Below are 17,220 nucleotides of genomic sequence, written 5' to 3'. Positions count from 1 at the left end.
TCGTGGGGAATGTCGATGGCCTTGTGCGGGTCCGTACGCCACGGGTTGCCGGACTCGATGAGGAATTGCTCCACCTGCTCCGGCGTGGCCCGCAGGGTGGGGTCGAAGTCCAGGTAAGCTTTCGTCTCCCGGGCGATGAGGCCGGAGAGGAGCAGCAGGCCGATCAGGTTAGGCAGTGCCATCAGACCATTTGCAAGGTCGGCGAAGGTCCAGGCCAACTCCAGCTCCGTCGTTGCACCAACCACCACGACGCAGGTGAAGAGCATGCGGTAGATGGGCGATGCCCAGTCGCCGAAGACGCGCTGCGCGTTGCGCTCACCGTAGTAGGACCAACCCAGCAGGGTGGAGAAGGCGAAGAAGACCACCGACACGGAGACGATCATGCCGCCCCAGTCGGAGCCCAGGCCGGCGGAGTAAGCACGCGCGGTCATCACGCCTGCCTGGTCGGCGCCGAGCTCCCACACACCCGTCGTCACGATGACGAGGCCGGTCATGGTGACCACGATGATGGTGTCGATGAAAGTCTGGGTCATGGAGACCAGGCCCTGGCGTACCGGGTGGGAGGTCTTCGCTGCAGCGGCTGCGACTGCTGCGGAACCCATGCCGGACTCGTTGGAGAAGATGCCTCGCGCGAAACCCATCTGCATCACGATGATGATGGAGGATCCGATGAACCCGCCCACCGCAGAGGTGCCGGTGAAGGCGTCGCTGAAGATCATGCCGAACGCAGCTGGGATCTCGGCGGCGTGCTTGATGAGCACGATGATGCCGCCACCCAGGTAGATCACGATCATCATCGGCACGAAGCCGGAGGTCACCGTGCCGATGGACTTGATGCCGCCCATCAGTACAGCGCCGATACCGACGAAGAGGAAGACCGCGGTCAGGCGTGGATCGATATCGAAGGTGTCCTTCAGCCCCTCGGCCACGGCGTTGGCCTGGGTGAGGTTACCGATGCCGAAGGACGCGATGACCGCAGCGATTGCGAAGAACCAGGCGAGGAACTTGCCCAGCCCGCCCTTGATGCCGTGCTCCAGGTAGCGCTGCGGGCCGCCGGAGATGTTGCCCTTCTTATCCGTGGTGCGGAAACGAACGCCCAGGAAGGCCTCGGCGTACTTGGACGCCATGCCGACTAGGCCGGTGACCCACATCCAGAACAGCGCGCCGGGGCCACCGATGGACAGTGCGGTAGCAACACCGACGATATTGCCCACACCCACGGTCGCGGCCAGCGCTGTGGTCAGGGCCTGGTACTGCGAGATATCGCCCTCGCCGCCTTCGTCGTCGCGGTCCAGGAGCCCGTGACGGAGAGCGACGCCGAGCTTGCGGAACTGGACGCCCCGCATGCGGATCGTGAGGACCAGGCCGGTGCCGAAGAGGAGGGGGATGAGCAGCCAGGGCCCCCACACGAAGCCCGAGATTGTGCCCAACACATCATTCAACTGTGAGGCAAAAGTTCGTTCTTCCATGTTCTAAACATAACTCGGTGAGTTGCATCACTTGCCAGAAGGTCAAAAATTCCTGTCAATAACATGTATGCCCCCGCGGGGAAGGGGAGGCGAGGTGAAGCTGTGGGAACTCTGGCAGCTTATGGCGGTGGGTAACAGCTTCCTGTCAACCTGGGGTTTTGGGGTCTCCCAAGTGGATTTTGTGACTTTAAGATCACTAGGGTTAGCCACGATAGGCCGGGAACCGGCCGTCCATTTGGGCGCCCCCGCACCCGGCGAATGGCGCGCATGTGAAGGTCCGAAAGGAAGTTTTAGTGAGCCAGAAGATCAAGGCCCCCGATCAAAAGGGTGGCAGCGGTTTCATGTGGACGATCGTCGCGGTCCTGGTGATCGCCGCTGTTGTTATCGGCATCGTTGTCACCCGCGGCGGGTCGAAGGAGGACATTGCGGCGAACATGCCGCAGGAGGACGTCAACTTCACCGTTACCGCGAAGGACAACGTGGTCGAACTGGCTTCGAAGAACGTTGACAAGGACGCCCCCGTCGCCGACGTCTACGAGGATTTCTCCTGCCCGCACTGCTCCCACCTGGTGGAAGCAGACCACCAGGACGTCAAGCAGGCTGTCTCCGATGGCAAGCTCAAGGTTCGTTTTAACTTCCTGAATTTCCTGGATGACGGTCGCCGCGGTCCGTCGACCCGTGGCGCTGCAGTGGCATACGCCATCGCCGAGACGGGCAACGTGAAGGCGTTCTGGAACTTCCATAACCACATCATGCTCGAGCAGGAGACCGTCGCGCGGACCTGGGACTACGAGGACCTGGCGGAGGCAGCTTCGGCATATGACTTGGACGAGTCGCTGATCGAGAAGATCAAGAACGGTGAGCTGGAGGACAAGGGCGTCGAGGTTGGCGAGGCCAACGCGAAGGCCCTGAAGAAGAAGGTTGGTCAGGTCTCCTCGCCGATCCTCTTGGTGGATGACCAGCAGCTCGAGATCAAGACCGGTAACGACGGGATGCCGCAGTCTTGGGTCCCGGACGTAGTCAAGAACTAAATAACAGCAGCGTGGGGGTTGTTTTTGCGGCTCCCACGGCCAACGATTTGGTGGGTTGCGTTCCGGTGGGGTATCTTTAGATCCGCACCACGGGGCTATGGCGCAGTTGGTAGCGCACCACACTGGCAGTGTGGGGGTCAGGGGTTCGAATCCCCTTAGCTCCACAGAGAGAAAACCTCCGGTCTTATCGACCGGAGGTTTTTCGTGTTTCGGAGGGGCCTGGCTGCCAGCGCGGCCATGCGGTGTCCGCATCTCCCCCCCCCAGGAAGATGAGGTGTTACTCGTAGTCGCGGAGCACCTGGAAAGCCCGGCGGATGAGCTCGCGGCCCTCCTCAGGGTTTCGGGGCTCCGGTCGGTCCAGGTATTCCCTGACAGCGGTCGCACTGGCGATGGTGTAAGCGCCAATCAGGACTTGAGCATCAAAATCCGTTGTCCCAGGGATCCTGCTCTTTAGGGCCTTAACCAGGGTGGAGGAAAGCTCGGTGACGGTTTCCTCGCTGGGTGGGCGACGCGAACGCGAACTAGCATGGCTGCCCAGCAATACCAGTGTGGACGCGGAGTAGAGCTCCACGCCGTCGTCATTCAACGCGTCTGAGACGATCGACTCCATCGCCTGGGCTGCTGTCCACTCTTCAGGCAGCGCAGTGATCTGCTCACTGATCTTGTCGAAGGCCCGGTGAAGGAACTCGAAAAGCGCCTCATCGATATCCGTGAAGTAATTGTGGAAGGTGCGGACTGAGATTTCAGCGCGACTCGAAATCTGTGCGATGGTCGGCAGCCTGTCCGGGCGTTCCAGCATCAGTTGAACAGTCGACTCGGAGATCGCCCGTCGGGTCGCGGCCTTCTTCACCTCACGAAAGTCCATGCTCTATACCGTAGTCTCCACCTGCGGCTGAGAGTGGGACCGATGGAGCTTTTCACCCTCGATGTCTAGGTTCGGCAGGATCTTGTCCAGCCAACCTGGGATCGACCACGCGCGATCACCCAGCAGGTACATGGTTGCCGGGATGAGCGTCATGCGAACCACAAAGGCGTCCAGCAGAACGCCGGCTGCAAGTGCGAAGCCCATGGCCTTAATGAAGGGCTCATCGATCAGCATGAACGCCGCGAACACAGAAATCATGATCAGCGCAGCGGCGGTCACCACTCGCGCACCATGCTTGTATCCATTGGCCACGGCGTTGCCGGCCTCCTTGCGGCGCGAGACATAGCCTTCGCGCATACGGGTGACCAGGAAAACCTGGTAGTCCATCGCCAGACCAAAGGTCAGGCCGATCAGCATGATGGGAAGGAAGGATAGCAACGGCTGGGGGTCGTCGATCAGGCCGAACATGCCCTCTTGGAAGATCGCTACGGTCACGCCGAAGGTTGCGGCCATGGACAGGCCGAAGCCGATTGCCGCGACAAAAGGCACCCAGAGTGAACGGAATACCAGGGTCAGAACGATGAAAGCCAGGCCCAGAACAATGGCGATATAGGGCACGAGCACGTCCGCGAGCTTTTCAGAAATGTCGTCGAAGATCGGGGTGATGCCGGTGATGCCGAAGGTTCCGCCAGTTTCTTCCTCGAAGGAGCCCTTGAACTCGCGGAGGCGCTCGAGAGTCTCGGTGGTTGCCTCATCGGTTGCGCCGGTCTCCGGGGTGATGAGCACCTGGGCGGCGTCCTGGTTCTCTGTCGTGTTGATGATCTTGGCGTTCACGACGCCCTGAGTGCTGGAGAAGTCCTGCAGCAGCTCCTGGTAAGCGGCGGGACGGTCCTTCGCATCGACGTGGGCGGTATCCACGAACGCGATCATGGGGGCGTTGCGGCCATCCCCGAACTTCTCTGCGGTCATCTCGTAGGCATCGCGCTGCGGGGATCCCAGCTTTGCCGTGCCGTCGGTGGGCATAGCCAAGCGCAGTCCCGTGGCGGGGAGCGCCAAGATGCCCAGCAGAACCACTCCGGCCGCCAGGGTCACCCATGGGTGCTTCCGGATCTGGCGAGCCCACTTGAGCCCCATCGTGGGCTTTTCGTCTTCTGGGTCGGGAACCTTGGGGCCAGGAACGCGGATCGCGAACGCGCGCGTACCGAGCAGGCCAAGGAGTGCGGGCAGAAAGGTCAGCGCGACCAGCACAGCGACCAGCACGGTGGCTGCCGCCGCGAAGGCCATGGCCGTCAGGAACGGGATGCCGATGATTGACAGAGCAGCCAGTGCGATCAACACGGTGGCGCCGGCGAAAACAACCGAGCCACCCGCGGTGCCCAGCGCCATGCCCATGGCGTGGGCGCGCTTGTCCACGCTCATCGTGCGCAGTTTTTCCGCCAGCTCCTTCGGCGAAAGATCGTTCAGCCCCGAGGAGGAGATCAGCTCGTTGCGGAACCGGGCGACGATGAAGAGCGAGTAGTCGATGCCCACTGCCAGGCCGATCATGGAGGCCAGCATCGGGGTCATGTCCGAAATCGAGTCGGTGACCAGCGTCGCCAGCTGGATGCCGAGGATTCCCACGCCTACACCGACCAGCGCGGCGACGATCGGCAACCCAGCCGCGACGAGCGAGCCGAAGGTCACCAGCAGGACAACCGCTGCAACAGCGATACCGATCAGCTCGGCGGTGCCGTCCATTTCGTTCGCCCCGGAGAATACGTTGCCGTTGTATTTCACGGTGAGGTCCGTGTCGTCGTACTTAGCAAGGACGTCGGTGACTGCATCGCGCGCGTCCGAAGGGACCTCAAGGACGGAGTCGTAGTCGAAGGTGATGCTGACGGTGCCGGTGGTTCCGTCGGAGCTCAGCGGGGAGAGCGCGTCAAGGTCGGATTTAATCTGTTCCTTCGGAATGCCCTGCGCGGCCTTCGCCTGCGTCATCTGCTGTTCCATTCCCTTGGCAGCGAGAACAGGATTGACGATGGTCTCCTGGTCAGCCAGCTCACCGGTTGCCTTGAGTTCATCGAGCATTTCGTCGACGTCTGCCATGACGGCAGGGTCGGTCAGCTTCTTGCCCTCCGGCGCTTGGACGACCACGGAGCCTGAGGGCACACTCATCGCATCTTCGTCGGTGCCGAAGCGCTCGTTCATCTCCTCCTGGGTGACGGTGGAGTCCATGTCCGGCATGGAGAAGGTGGGGCTTGGGTCTTTCGCATATGCCGCGGCGCCGAAGCCTAGCGCGCCGAGAATCACAATCCAGGCGACCAAGAACGGCCATGCTTTGCGGTAGGACGTTTTTCCTACCCGATATAAGAATTCAGACATGTTGCAGAGACTATGCAAACGCAAATCTTTGAGCAATGGGGGGTCAGCTAAGCATGTATGAAAACATGCCAAGAACTGTATTTATGTGAATATCATGACAAGTCATGAGGGGTAACGTTTGAAGTCGCGGAAAGCTGGGATGAGTGGCCTCGTCGAAGGGGTGGAGACGCGATATAATCACGCAGGATGACTCGGTGGGCCCTTCCGCCGGGTACCCGTTTTCGACTTGAAGGTGACCCATGTCAACTGCCTCCGCAGAGGCGAAGCAATCGTCGGTCGAGCCTGCTGGGGCTGGTGTTGAGCCCGCCGCTCAATCCCGAACCATTGGGGCGAGTTCAGCCTTTGGCATCCTCATGGCTGTGCTCGGCGCGGTGGGGCTGCTCTTCTCGGGGCTGATCATGCAGGATAAGGTCACGTTGCTGTCCAACCCGGGCTACATCCCCGCCTGCACGGTCAACGCGATCGTGTCGTGCACGGACGTCATGGCCTCTCCGCAGGCCTCCGCCTTCGGCTTCGCAAACCCCTATATCGGTCTAGTTGGCTTCGCCCTGGTGACCTTCTTCGGCGTCTCCCTGGCCGCGGGCGTGCGCTTCCCCGAGTGGATGTGGGCAGGCGAGCTGCTGGGCCTGATCTTCGCCGTGGGCTTCGTGCACTGGCTCGCCTACGAGGCCGTCTTCGAGATCGGCGCCCTGTGTATCTACTGCATGGCCGTCTGGATCGTCACCCTGCCGCTATTCCTGATGACCCTCGTCCGCTTCACCCGGGGCCGGGCGCACAACCGCGGCAAGGCGACCGGCCAGGGGGTGGCCCAGCCGGTGATCGTGCTCATCGCCTGGTACCTGGGATTCGTGGTCATCATCGGCAGCCACTTCTTCTTCTAGCCGCTCTTGCCTAGGCTCTAGGCACCATGGCCTTTTTCTTTTACGACGCCCATTGCGCCGTCTGTGAGTGCCTCGCCCAGACTCTCATCCGGCTCTCCCCGGGGCTGAGCTGCGTGGCGGGTTCCGCCGATGGCCCGTCCCAGCCCGCCGACGTGCGAGCCAATATCGCCGAGCACGCGGTATACCTGGGCGACGACGGCACGCTTGCCCTGGGGCACCGCGCCATCGGCGAGGCATTGTGGCGCCACGGGCGGAACTTGGGTGTGCGCCTGGCGGGTCGGGCGCTGCTGATCTGTGCGCTCTCACCGATCTACGCGCTGGGCTACCGGCTGTTCTCACACAACCGGGCCCGCATCGGCAGGGCCATGGGGCTGGGCGTCTGCGAGTCCGGCGGCTGTGCCGTGTCCCGCGGCTAGTCGCGCCACCAGGTATCCACCGGGCCCGGGGGAGTGGTGCGCTTGTGGCGGCTGACCCGCCACAGGTGCTCGATGCGCTCCGCCGCCTCTGCAGGGACGTCCTTGCCCTCCAGGTAGTCATCGATGTGCGCGTAGGTAACCCCCAGCGCCTCCTCGTCGGAGAGCATCGGGCGGTCTTCCTCCAGGTCTGCGGTGGGCACCTTCTCCCATGTCGACGCCGGTGCGCCCAGGTGCCGCAGGAGTTCGGCGCCCTGGCGCTTGTTCAGCCCCACCAGCGGCATCAGGTCGGCGGCGCCATCGCCGAACTTGGTGTAGAAACCAGTGATCGCCTCGGCCGCATGATCGGAGCCGACAACCAGGGTGCCGGTCTCGCTGGCCAGGGTGTACTGGGCGATCATGCGCTGGCGGGCCTTGATGTTGCCCTTGTTGAAGTCGCTCACCGGCTCGCCCGTGAGGCTTTCCGAGACAGCGCTCGCAATGGCCAGGGTGGCGTCCTGAACATTGATGGTGACGGACTGTGACGGCTGGATGAAGCGCAGGGCGGTCTGGGCGTCCTCCTCATCGGCTTGGGTGCCGTAGGGCAGACGTACCGCGTAGAACTCGGCTGAAGCGCCACGGCGGCGGAGTTCCTCGACGGCGAGCTGGCACAGCCGGCCCGCGAGGGTGGAGTCCTGACCGCCGGAAATGCCCAGGGTGAAGCCCTTGGCTCCGGTGCTGAGCGCATAATCCACGAGGAAGTTCACGCGTGCGGTGACCTCGGCCTCGGGGTCGATGTGTGGCTTGGCGTGGAGCTCGGCGATGATGCGGTGTTGCAGCGCGGTGGTGTTCATGGGCGTCCATGCTAGTCAATCGTTTTTGCTTCTGGCTGTTCAGGCGCTACAATCGGTCGTTGTGTTTCAGCTTGGCACGTTGCCGCGCGTGAAGAACGTGTGAACGTGCTGCTTCACGCAGCGCTCGCAGTAATGCGACAGTGTCGAGCTTTGAGAAGTCTATAAAGAAAGGAGCGCCCGATGAAGGTCCGTAAGTCCCTTCGGTCGCTGAAGAACAAGCCGGGCGCTCAGGTTGTGCGTCGTCACGGCAAGGTCTACGTCATCAACAAGAAGGACCCGCGTTTCAAGGCTCGTCAGGGCTAATCCTTAGGGGATAGTTTCCACCGCGAGCGCGGCGCGAAGCCGGTTGCATTCCATGTGGGATGTGGCCGGCTTTTGCGTTTCCTTGTGTGGGATCGGTCGGGGGTGAATCGGGGGAGTAGAGGGGGATACTGAGTGTGGAATTACAATCTTGTATTCCGGGGCTCAATATGTAGTGGCGAGCTCAAATCACCACCTGCGCTTTTAATTACGGTAACCACAATATATAGTGTTTTATACCCCGTTGTAGCCCAAAATATTGTGGCAATACGGGTTGTGCGAGTGGTGACAGGTGTGTAATCTCAAGACAGTCAACACGCCACAGACTCCGCCCACACGGGCGGCGCGATACAGGAGATTTGCGCGGATATGATCACCGTTTACACCAAGCCAGCTTGCGTCCAGTGCACCGCAACCCAGAGGGCTCTCGACAAGGCTGGGCTGGAATACGAGATGGTCGATATCAGCCTCGACGATGAGGCCCGCGAGTACGTCCTGGCACTCGGCCACCTCCAGGCTCCGGTCGTCGTCTCTGGCGAGGAGCACTGGTCTGGCTTCCGTCCGGATCGCATCAAGGCTCTGAGCGCCGCGGCTGCCTAAGTCGCCGAGTGCCGCAGCGGCCTGAGGCGTCGTCACCGGACACCCTGCTGCACTCACTCAAACTTTCTAGCCCCGCGCCCGGCCTGGAGTGCGGTGCCGGGGCACAATTCTGCGGGCTGGATGCCCGCGCCGCCTCCCACGCTGGGAGCGGCACCTCAACCGCCAGCGTTAGAAACTTTGCGCTGGCTTTACTTATGCCTGATTTCGCATCACGCGGGAACGGGCCCAATGCAACAGCCCAGGTGGGAAGGGCGCACTGCTGGCCCCTGCGTCAGCGCTGCACCCACGCGGGGAAGCCACTGGAAACCAAGAAAGGTCGCGGCCGTCGTGCGTCAACTGCTCGTAGACACCACGCCCCTGAAGGTTCCCGAATTTCGTCGCCTATGGCAGGCAAACATCGTCACCGTTATCGGTGCACAGCTCAACATCATTGCTGTTCCGGCGCACATCTACGCGCTGACCGGCAATTCTGCCTACGTAGGGCTCGCCAGCCTCTGCGGCTTCGTCCCGCTGGTGGTCTTCGGGCTCTACGGCGGTTCCCTCGCAGACAGCATGGACCGCCGAACCCTGCTCCACATCACCACCACCGGCATGATTCTTTCGGCGGCAGGATTCTGGGCCTTCGCCGCGACCGGTGGCACCTCCGTGTGGCCCCTGCTTGCCCTATTCGCGGTGCAGCAGGGCTTCTTCGCCGTCAACCAGCCCACCAGGGTTGCCATCATTGCCACCCTCGTGGGCAGGCAACAGATCGCCGCGGCGACCAGCCTTAACATGACGGTCCAGCAGGTCGGCGCGATCATCGGCCCGGTGCTGGGCGGCATGTTGATCCCGATCCTCGGGTTCAGCTGGCTGTACTTCCTGGATTTTCTGGCGCTATTCGCCACGCTCTACGCCGTGCACCGGCTACCAGCGCTGCCCCCGCGGGGCACGGGCGACGGGCAGCCCGCGAAAGCGGGGGTCGCCTCCGTGATCGACGGCTTCCGGTTCCTGCTCACACAGCCGATCATCCTCATGACTTTCGCCATCGACCTCATCGCGATGGTTTTCGGCTCACCACGGGCGCTTATCCCGCAGATGTCCGCCGAAGACTTCGGGGAGCAGGCCAGCGGCGGAATCATGTACGCCCTGCTGTTCGCAGCCCTGCCCGTGGGCGCAGTCCTGGGTGGACTGTTCTCCGGCGTGGTGACCAAAATCGAACGCCGCGGACTGGGCGTGAGCTGCTTCGTTGCACTCTGGGGCGTGGCGATCCTGGTCATGGGCCTGGCCGTGTCTGCAGCGAATGGCACAGTGGGATTGTGGGCGGCGGTGGCCCTGCTGGCCTTCGCGGCAGGTGGTGCTGCGGACATGTTCTCCGCGGTGCTTCGCTCCACGATGCTGCAGGAAGCCGCGACCGATGAGGTGCGCGGTCGAGTGCAGAGCGTGTTCTTCGTGGTCGTCGCCGGCGGTCCCCGCATCGCGGACGGCCTCCACGGCTGGGCGGGCTCCCACTACCCGGCCGGTACCGTCACCGCAGCCGGCGGTGGCTTAGTCATCATCGGGACGATCGTGATGCTCCTGGTCGTGCCACGTTTCCTGACGTGGACGCCAGCAGCCGCCCTCGAAAACATCGAGGCCGATCATCACGGGGATGCGGCTCAAGGCATTCAGAAAGAAGGGTCTTAGAGTTCACATGCTCATTACGTACTTCTCATCAACGACCAACAACACGCACCGCTTCGTACAGAAGCTCGGGCTGCCGAATAAACGCATCCCGATCTACCGCTACGAGGAACCGTTGGTGGTCGATGAACCCCACGTACTCATCGTGCCCACCTACGGCGGGGGGGTGGGTATGGTGGGGGAGAACTCCCGACCCGTCCCCAAACAGGTCATCCGCTTCCTCAACGAGAAGCAAAACCGGGATTATCTGCGCGGGGTCATCGCCGCTGGCAATATCAACTTTGGTCCAGATTTCTGCCTCGCCGGGGACGTCATCTCAGCCAAGTGCCAGGTGCCCTATCTCTATCGCTTCGAGATGATGGGCACGGAGCACGACGTGGAACGGGTCAAGGAGGGCCTCGCAGAATTCAAGCAGGCCATGATCACCGAAGGCACCTGGGGATAACGGCCCCGAACGCAATCTTAAAACTAAAAACAACGCACTACCGCCAGCCACTGGCGTCTTAAAAAGAAGAACATCAAGAGAGGGCAATGATGGCCGAGAACTTTGGCAAGACTGTCGCAGAGCCAGTCAAGGAGTCCGAGAAGCTGGACTACCACGCGCTCAACGCAATGCTGAACCTGTACGACGAAAACGGGCAGATTCAGTTCGACGCGGACCACCAGGCCGCGAACCAGTTCTTCCTGCAGCACGTCAACCAGAACACCGTGTTCTTCCACAACCTGGCGGAGAAGCTCGAGTACCTGGTTGAGAACAAGTACTACGACGAGGAAATCCTCGACAAGTACGATTTCCCCTTCATCAAGGCGCTGTTCAAGCAGGCTTACGCCAAGAAGTTCCGCTTCCAGTCCTTCCTCGGGGCGTACAAGTACTACACCTCCTACACCCTGAAGACCTTCGACGGTAAGCGCTACCTCGAGCGCTTCGAGGACCGCGTCTGCATGGTCGCCCTCGGTCTCGCGGATGGCGATGAGGAGATGGCGAAGTCCCTGGTGGACGAGATTATCGACGGCCGTTTCCAGCCGGCGACCCCGACCTTCCTCAACATCGGTAAGGCACAGCGCGGTGAGCCGGTGAGCTGCTTCCTGCTGCGCATCGAGGACAACATGGAGTCCATCGGCCGCTCCATCAACTCTGCTCTGCAGCTCTCCAAGCGCGGCGGTGGCGTGGCGCTGCTGCTGAGCAACATCCGTGAGGCCGGAGCACCGATTAAGCACATCGAGAACCAGTCTTCCGGCATCATCCCGGTCATGAAGCTGCTGGAGGACGCCTTTTCCTACGCTAACCAGCTTGGTGCTCGCCAGGGTGCTGGCGCGGTGTACCTCAACGCCCACCACCCGGACATCCTGAAGTTCCTCGACACCAAGCGCGAGAACGCGGACGAGAAGATCCGCATCAAGACGCTCTCCCTCGGCGTCGTGATCCCGGACGTCACCTTCGACCTGGCCCGCAAGAACGCGGACATGTACCTGTTCTCCCCGTATGACGTCGAGCGCGTCTACGGCAAGCCTTTCGCCGACATCTCCGTCACCGAGCACTACGACGAAATGGTCGAGGACCCCCGCATCCGCAAGAAGAAGATCAACGCGCGTGACTTCTTCCAGACCCTCGCGGAGATCCAGTTCGAGTCCGGCTACCCGTACATCATGTACGAGGACACCGTGAACCGTGCCAACCCCATTGCCGGCCGCATTACCCACTCGAACCTGTGCTCCGAGATCCTGCAGGTCTCCACGCCATCCGTCTTCAACGAGGACCTCACCTACGAGACCATCGGCGATGACATCTCCTGCAACCTGGGCTCCATGAACATTGCCATGGCGATGGACTCCGCGGACTTCTCGAAGACCATCGAGACCGCAATCCGGGCGCTCACGGCTGTCTCGGATCAGACTGACATTGACTCCGTGCCGTCCATCCGCCAGGGCAACGATCACTCGCACGCCATCGGGCTGGGGCAGATGAACCTGCACGGCTACCTGGGCCGCGAGCACATCCACTACGGCTCTGAGGAGGCGCTGGACTTCACCAACGCCTACTTCGCTGCCGTGATGTACGAGTGCCTGAAGGCTTCCAACAAGATCGCGATCGAGCGCGGCACGGCATTCCACGACTTCGAGAACTCCGAGTACGCATCCGGCGCCTTCTTCGACCGTTACGACCCGGCTGAGTTTGCCCCGAAGACGGAGAAGGTCAAGGAGATCTTCGCCGCTTCCAGCATCGAGGTGCCGACCGCCGAGGACTGGGCGGAATTGAAGGCATCCGTAGCGAAGCACGGCATCTACAACCGCAACCTGCAGGCGGTTCCGCCGACCGGCTCGATCTCCTACATCAACAACTCCACCTCCTCGATCCACCCGATCGCCTCGAAGATCGAGATTCGCAAGGAGGGTAAGATCGGCCGCGTCTACTACGCAGCGCCGCACATGAATAACGAGAACCTGGAGTACTTCGAGGACGCCTACGAGATCGGCTACGAGAAGATCATCGACACCTACGCGGTGGCGACCAAGTACGTGGACCAGGGCCTGTCGCTGACGCTGTTCTTCAAGGACACCGCCACGACCCGCGACATCAACCGTGCCCAGATCTACGCTTGGCGCAAGGGGATCAAGACCATCTACTACGTCCGCCTGCGCCAGACTGCGCTGAGCGGCACCGAGGTCGAGGGCTGCGTGTCCTGCATGCTCTAAGGAGCGCTCGCGCTGAATAGTTAAAGGGTGGTGTCGGAATGATCCGACACCACCCTTTGGCTTGGGGCTGTTAGGTCAGCGCCCTGCTGATGCCACGGGAACCGTGGCGGGGAGGGGGCGAGACGTGTTTTACTCGCGGCCGCCGAGCTGGGCATCGAGTCGCAGCAGACCGCTGCCGTCGGCGCCGACCATCTTCAGGTGGTCGATGATCTCGCCAACGGTGGCCTCCTCCTCGACCTGCTCGCTGAGGAAGGAATCCAGCAGCGGTCGGGAATCGATGTCCTTGACCTCCTCGGCGACCCGAACGAGGTCGCGGATCATCGCGGAGACCTTCTTCTCGTGGGTCAGGGAGAGCTCGAAAGCCTCCAGGGCGCTCTCGATCTTGATCTCCGGGAGCTCGATAGTCTTCAGGTTGACGCGAGCATCGCGGTCGATGAGGTGATCGGCGAAGCGCTGGGCGTGTTCCCGCTCCTCGTCAGCCTGCGCGAACATCCACGCGCTCATGCCAGTCAGAGAGAGGCGGTCGAGCTCGTATGCCAGCTGGGTGTAGACCAGGGCAGCCTGGTGCTCGGCGATGACTTGATTATTGAGGGCTTCTTCAAGCTTTTGATTGATGCTCATATCAGCAATATTACTGGACGGTGGGGCGCGTGAATAGGGGAGCGAAGGTGGCTGTGCAGCGGGCGCTGGGGTTAGCGCGGGGAGGCTAGATTGCTGCTGAGTGGCGCCTGCCACCACGTCGTGCGGTGAGAAGCCGTGGCGGGTAAGGTGGGGATGTATTCATTTCGCTCACCGCGCGCTATACGTGCAGGTCAGCGGTTGGAAAGTTGGGAACTCTGCCGAGTTCAGATGAGGAGAATGCGCGTTTATGCCTGCTAGGCCATCTCAGTCCCCTGCGCAGCACAAGGCGGGGAATATCATCGGTTCCGTCAACTGGAACGAGGTTCCGGATGACCGTGACCTCGAGGTATGGGATCGGCTGACGGCCAACTTCTGGCTGCCAGAAAAGGTACCCGTCTCGAACGACATCCAGAGCTGGGCCACGCTCAACGATGCGGAGAAGAACGCGACGATGCGCGTGTTCACCGGGCTGACAATGCTCGACACCATCCAGGGTACGGTCGGCGCGGTCTCCCTGATCCCGGAAGCTACCACCATGCACGAGGAGGCGGTGCTCACCAATATCGCCTTCATGGAGTCGGTGCACGCGAAGTCCTACTCCCAGATCTTCATGACCCTGGCGAGCACCCGCGAGATCAACGACGCATTCCGCTGGTCCGAGGAGAATGAAAACCTCCAGCGCAAGGGTGAGATCATCCTTCAGTACTACAAGGGCGACGACCCGCTGAAGCGAAAGATTGCCTCCGTGCTGCTGGAGTCCTTCCTCTTCTACTCCGGGTTCTACCTGCCGATGCGCTGGTCCTCCATGGGCAAGCTGACGAATACCGCGGACATCATCCGCCTCATCATCCGCGATGAGTCCGTCCACGGCTACTACATCGGCTACAAGTACCAGCGAGCGCTGGAAAACGAGACCCCAGAGCGTCAGGAGGAGCTGAAGGGATTCGTCGTCGAGCAGCTGCTGGACCTCTACGACAATGAGGTCGAGTACACCGAGTCCATTTACGACGAGATTGGCTGGACCGAAGATGTGAAGCGCTTCCTGCGCTACAACGCCAACAAGGCGATGAACAACCTCGGCTATGACGGGCTGTTCCCGGTAGAGGAGACCCGCGTTTCCGCTGCGATCCTCGCCTCGCTGAATCCGGGTGGCGACGAGAACCACGACTTCTTCAGTGGCTCCGGTTCCTCCTATGTCATTGGTAAGGCGGAGACCACCACCGACGACGACTGGGACTTCTAGCTTCCTGCCCTCCCGTAGCACGAACGGCCGGCTCGCTAGGTGCAGCGAAACGGCCGTTTTGTGTTTTCAAGCGTGGAGAACCCTTGGAACTACCCCCAAAACTGTGAAGGAACTGGAGGTTTCCCGCCACCCGGCTTCTTATATTCGGGAAAAGGGGATAACATAGCACCAACCCTTCGTGTAGGGACCCTTTCTGGGCTGGAAGAAGATAATGCTCTCGCAGTCACGGGAGGGCCCGAGAAGGCCAAAATTCTTTGGAGTGTCAGGGAAAACCCCTCGACACTGCGTAGTCAGGAGGAATCAATGACCGCGGTCGCGCCACGGGAACCACAGCAAGTTGCTCCCGAACGCCCACAACCGTCTGGCCATGGGCGCCGAGGCAGCTTTGCCTGGCAAGCGCTAACGACCACCGACCACAAGCTGCTGGGCATCATGTACCTGATGATGTCCTTCACCTTCTTCCTTATCGGTGGCCTCATGGCCCTGCTTATTCGTCTTGAGCTGTTCAATCCGGGCATGCAGTTCCTGTCCCCGGAGCAGTTCAACCAGCTGTTCACCATGCACGGCACCATCATGCTGCTGCTGTATGGCTCCCCGATGGTGTTCGGCTTCGCTAACTACATCGTTCCGCTCCAGATCGGTGCACCGGACGTGGCCTTCCCGCGTCTGAACGCCTTCGGCTTCTGGCTCACCACCGCCGGTGGTATCCTGATGCTAACCGGCTTCCTCACCCCGGGCGGCGCGGCTGACTTCGGCTGGACTATGTACCAGCCACTGGCAGACGCAATTCACTCCCCGGGTCTGGGCTCTGACCTGTGGATCGTGGGGGTCGGCGTCGGTGGTGTCGGTACCATCCTTTCCGGTGTGAACATGATCACGACCATCCTGGTGCTGCGCGCCCCGGGTATGACCATGTTCCGCATGCCGATCTTCACCTGGAACATCTTCGTTACCTCCCTGCTGGTTCTGCTGATCTTCCCGCTGCTGGCTGCTGCCGCACTGGGTGTTCTCTACGACCGCAAGCTGGGCGGCCACATCTACGATCCGGGCAACGGTGGCGCCATCATGTGGCAGCACCTGTTCTGGTTCTTCGGCCACCCTGAGGTCTACGTCCTGGCTCTGCCGTTCTTCGGCATCGTCTCCGAGATCTTCCCGGTCTTCTCCCGCAAGCCGATGTTCGGCTACGTTGGTCTGGTCTTCGCAACCCTGTCCATCGCTGCTCTGTCCATGGCTGTGTGGGCACACCACATGTTCGTCACCGGCGCGGTTCTGCTTCCGTTCTTCGCCTTCATGACGTTCCTGATTGCAGTCCCGACCGGTATGAAGTTCTTCAACTGGCTCGGCACCATGTGGGGCGGTCGCCTGACCTTCGAAACCCCGATGATGTTCGCACTGGGCTTCTTCGCCACCTTCCTCTTCGGTGGTCTGACCGGCATCATGCTGGCTGGCCCGGCAATGGACTTCCACTTGTCTGACACCTACTTCGTGGTTGCGCACTTCCACTACACCCTGTTCGGCACGGTTGCCTTCGCATCCTTCGCTGGCATGTACTTCTGGTTCCCGAAGATGACCGGTCGCATGCTGGACGAGCGTCTGGGCAAGCTGCACTTCTGGCTGACCTTCATCGGCTTCCACACCACCTTCCTGATTCAGCACTGGGCTGGTAACTCCGGTATGCCCCGTCGTTACGCGGACTACCTGCCGACCGACGGATTCACCGGCTACAACCAGGTGTCCACGGTGGGTGCCTTGATCCTGGCCATCTCCGTGCTGCCGTTCCTGTGGAACGTCTTCAAGTCCTACCGTTACGGCGAGGTCGTCACCGTTGATGACCCATGGGGCTACGGCAACTCCCTCGAGTGGGCAACCTCTTGCCCGCCGCCGCGCCACAACTTCACCTCCATGCCGCGGATCCGCTCCGAGCGCCCAGCGTTCGAGCTGCACTACCCGCACATGGTCAAGCGCATGCGCGACGAGGCTCACGTCGGCCGCCACTTCTAAGAAGTCGGCCACGGTGCCGGGGCCAGCAGCCAGCTGGCCGCGCCGCATACTCCAGCACTGAGGTGCTGTGAGCGCAAACCACACCCTTACTACGCAGGGTGTGGTTTTTTTGCCGAAAAACGGGGGTAGCGGGTCCTCCTCGACGCAGCCACTGTGGTTCAATCGTGAGTGTGACTAGCGCAAGTAACTCCACCCCAGTCGATAATCTCCAGCCCACGAGGCTCGCTTTCCCCGAAGAGCTGGAATCCA

The 17,220-nt window shown here is 61.5% G+C and carries 15 protein-coding genes and 1 tRNA gene; 11 read left to right on the top strand and 5 right to left on the bottom strand.

What is annotated here, in order from left to right:
* Positions 1 to 1,469: sodium:alanine symporter family protein (locus tag Q1V78_RS09295; RefSeq protein ID WP_300613871.1), on the bottom strand; the 1,469-nt coding region annotated here is incomplete at its 3' end.
* Positions 1,470 to 1,762: 293 nt separating this feature from the next.
* Between Q1V78_RS09295 and Q1V78_RS09290 the strand changes: the two genes are divergently transcribed.
* Both Q1V78_RS09290 and Q1V78_RS09285 read left to right on the top strand, forming a co-directional pair.
* On the top strand, positions 1,763 to 2,500 hold the full coding sequence (locus Q1V78_RS09290; RefSeq protein ID WP_300613869.1) for a thioredoxin domain-containing protein: 738 nt from the start codon (positions 1,763 to 1,765) through the stop codon (positions 2,498 to 2,500).
* Between the two features lie 91 nt (positions 2,501 to 2,591).
* Positions 2,592 to 2,664, top strand: a tRNA-Ala gene (locus Q1V78_RS09285).
* A gap of 113 nt (positions 2,665 to 2,777) precedes the next feature.
* Here the strand turns inward: Q1V78_RS09285 and Q1V78_RS09280 are convergent.
* Together Q1V78_RS09280 and Q1V78_RS09275 are read right to left on the bottom strand one after the other, a co-directional pair.
* Entirely contained in the window at positions 2,778 to 3,365 is a 588-nt protein-coding gene (locus Q1V78_RS09280; protein ID WP_300613867.1) for a TetR/AcrR family transcriptional regulator, read from the bottom strand.
* 3 nt (positions 3,366 to 3,368) lie between these two features.
* On the bottom strand, positions 3,369 to 5,726 hold the full coding sequence (locus Q1V78_RS09275) for an MMPL family transporter (RefSeq protein ID WP_300613865.1): 2,358 nt from the start codon (positions 5,724 to 5,726) through the stop codon (positions 3,369 to 3,371).
* Positions 5,727 to 5,965: 239 nt separating this feature from the next.
* Between Q1V78_RS09275 and Q1V78_RS09270 the strand changes: the two genes are divergently transcribed.
* Together Q1V78_RS09270 and Q1V78_RS09265 are read left to right on the top strand one after the other, a co-directional pair.
* Positions 5,966 to 6,607: a vitamin K epoxide reductase family protein gene (locus Q1V78_RS09270; RefSeq protein ID WP_300613863.1), complete on the top strand. Its 642-nt coding sequence runs from the start codon at positions 5,966 to 5,968 to the stop codon at positions 6,605 to 6,607.
* 26 nt (positions 6,608 to 6,633) lie between these two features.
* A complete protein-coding gene (locus Q1V78_RS09265) occupies positions 6,634 to 7,023 on the top strand; it encodes a DCC1-like thiol-disulfide oxidoreductase family protein (RefSeq protein ID WP_300613861.1) in 390 nt (129 codons plus the stop codon).
* Here Q1V78_RS09265 and nadE read toward each other — a convergent pair.
* A complete protein-coding gene (gene nadE / locus Q1V78_RS09260) occupies positions 7,020 to 7,853 on the bottom strand; it encodes an ammonia-dependent NAD(+) synthetase (protein WP_300613859.1) in 834 nt (277 codons plus the stop codon). The two genes, Q1V78_RS09265 and nadE, sit on opposite strands and share 4 nt — an antisense overlap.
* A gap of 180 nt (positions 7,854 to 8,033) precedes the next feature.
* Here nadE and ykgO point away from each other — a divergent pair, with 180 nt between their 5' ends.
* The 5 genes from ykgO (at position 8,034) to nrdE (ending at position 13,106) form a co-directional block, all read left to right on the top strand.
* Positions 8,034 to 8,156: a type B 50S ribosomal protein L36 gene (gene ykgO, locus Q1V78_RS09255; RefSeq protein WP_005288826.1), complete on the top strand. Its 123-nt coding sequence runs from the start codon at positions 8,034 to 8,036 to the stop codon at positions 8,154 to 8,156.
* A gap of 366 nt (positions 8,157 to 8,522) precedes the next feature.
* Positions 8,523 to 8,753: a glutaredoxin-like protein NrdH gene (nrdH, locus tag Q1V78_RS09250; protein ID WP_012360730.1), complete on the top strand. Its 231-nt coding sequence runs from the start codon at positions 8,523 to 8,525 to the stop codon at positions 8,751 to 8,753.
* A 327-nt stretch (positions 8,754 to 9,080) separates the two neighbouring features.
* On the top strand, positions 9,081 to 10,415 hold the full coding sequence (locus Q1V78_RS09245; protein WP_300613854.1) for an MFS transporter: 1,335 nt from the start codon (positions 9,081 to 9,083) through the stop codon (positions 10,413 to 10,415).
* Positions 10,416 to 10,422: 7 nt separating this feature from the next.
* A complete protein-coding gene (nrdI, locus tag Q1V78_RS09240; RefSeq protein WP_300613852.1) occupies positions 10,423 to 10,857 on the top strand; it encodes a class Ib ribonucleoside-diphosphate reductase assembly flavoprotein NrdI in 435 nt (144 codons plus the stop codon).
* 89 nt (positions 10,858 to 10,946) lie between these two features.
* Positions 10,947 to 13,106 (top strand): class 1b ribonucleoside-diphosphate reductase subunit alpha, encoded by a 2,160-nt coding sequence (gene nrdE, locus Q1V78_RS09235; RefSeq protein ID WP_300613850.1) that lies wholly within the window; start codon positions 10,947 to 10,949, stop codon positions 13,104 to 13,106.
* A 129-nt stretch (positions 13,107 to 13,235) separates the two neighbouring features.
* Here nrdE and Q1V78_RS09230 read toward each other — a convergent pair whose 3' ends face one another.
* Positions 13,236 to 13,727, bottom strand: coding sequence for a ferritin (locus Q1V78_RS09230; RefSeq protein ID WP_300613848.1), 492 nt, complete (start codon positions 13,725 to 13,727; stop codon positions 13,236 to 13,238).
* A gap of 247 nt (positions 13,728 to 13,974) precedes the next feature.
* Here Q1V78_RS09230 and nrdF point away from each other — a divergent pair, with 247 nt between their 5' ends.
* Positions 13,975 to 14,970: a class 1b ribonucleoside-diphosphate reductase subunit beta gene (nrdF, locus tag Q1V78_RS09225; protein WP_300613847.1), complete on the top strand. Its 996-nt coding sequence runs from the start codon at positions 13,975 to 13,977 to the stop codon at positions 14,968 to 14,970.
* A gap of 303 nt (positions 14,971 to 15,273) precedes the next feature.
* On the top strand, positions 15,274 to 16,971 hold the full coding sequence (ctaD, locus tag Q1V78_RS09220) for a cytochrome c oxidase subunit I (protein ID WP_300613845.1): 1,698 nt from the start codon (positions 15,274 to 15,276) through the stop codon (positions 16,969 to 16,971).
* The last annotated feature ends 249 nt before the right edge of the window (positions 16,972 to 17,220 follow it).

Source organism: Corynebacterium sp., from assembly GCF_030152825.1.
In the GTDB taxonomy this organism is placed as follows: domain Bacteria; phylum Actinomycetota; class Actinomycetes; order Mycobacteriales; family Mycobacteriaceae; genus Corynebacterium.
Note: the sequence above shows the minus strand (reverse complement) of the source record. Positions and strands in the feature narration are given on the sequence as shown.

Coding starts and splice junctions, on each gene's coding strand:
- Q1V78_RS09280 (WP_300613867.1), bottom strand. CDS start 3,365: ATGGACTTTCGTGAGGTGAAGAAGGCCGCGACCCGACGGGCGATCTCC.
- nrdH (WP_012360730.1), top strand. CDS start 8,523: ATGATCACCGTTTACACCAAGCCAGCTTGCGTCCAGTGCACCGCAACC.
- nadE (WP_300613859.1), bottom strand. CDS start 7,853: ATGAACACCACCGCGCTGCAACACCGCATCATCGCCGAGCTCCACGCC.
- nrdF (WP_300613847.1), top strand. CDS start 13,975: ATGCCTGCTAGGCCATCTCAGTCCCCTGCGCAGCACAAGGCGGGGAAT.
- ykgO (WP_005288826.1), top strand. CDS start 8,034: ATGAAGGTCCGTAAGTCCCTTCGGTCGCTGAAGAACAAGCCGGGCGCT.
- Q1V78_RS09230 (WP_300613848.1), bottom strand. CDS start 13,727: ATGAGCATCAATCAAAAGCTTGAAGAAGCCCTCAATAATCAAGTCATC.
- nrdI (WP_300613852.1), top strand. CDS start 10,423: ATGCTCATTACGTACTTCTCATCAACGACCAACAACACGCACCGCTTC.
- Q1V78_RS09275 (WP_300613865.1), bottom strand. CDS start 5,726: ATGTCTGAATTCTTATATCGGGTAGGAAAAACGTCCTACCGCAAAGCA.
- Q1V78_RS09270 (WP_300613863.1), top strand. CDS start 5,966: ATGTCAACTGCCTCCGCAGAGGCGAAGCAATCGTCGGTCGAGCCTGCT.
- ctaD (WP_300613845.1), top strand. CDS start 15,274: ATGACCGCGGTCGCGCCACGGGAACCACAGCAAGTTGCTCCCGAACGC.
- Q1V78_RS09265 (WP_300613861.1), top strand. CDS start 6,634: ATGGCCTTTTTCTTTTACGACGCCCATTGCGCCGTCTGTGAGTGCCTC.
- nrdE (WP_300613850.1), top strand. CDS start 10,947: ATGGCCGAGAACTTTGGCAAGACTGTCGCAGAGCCAGTCAAGGAGTCC.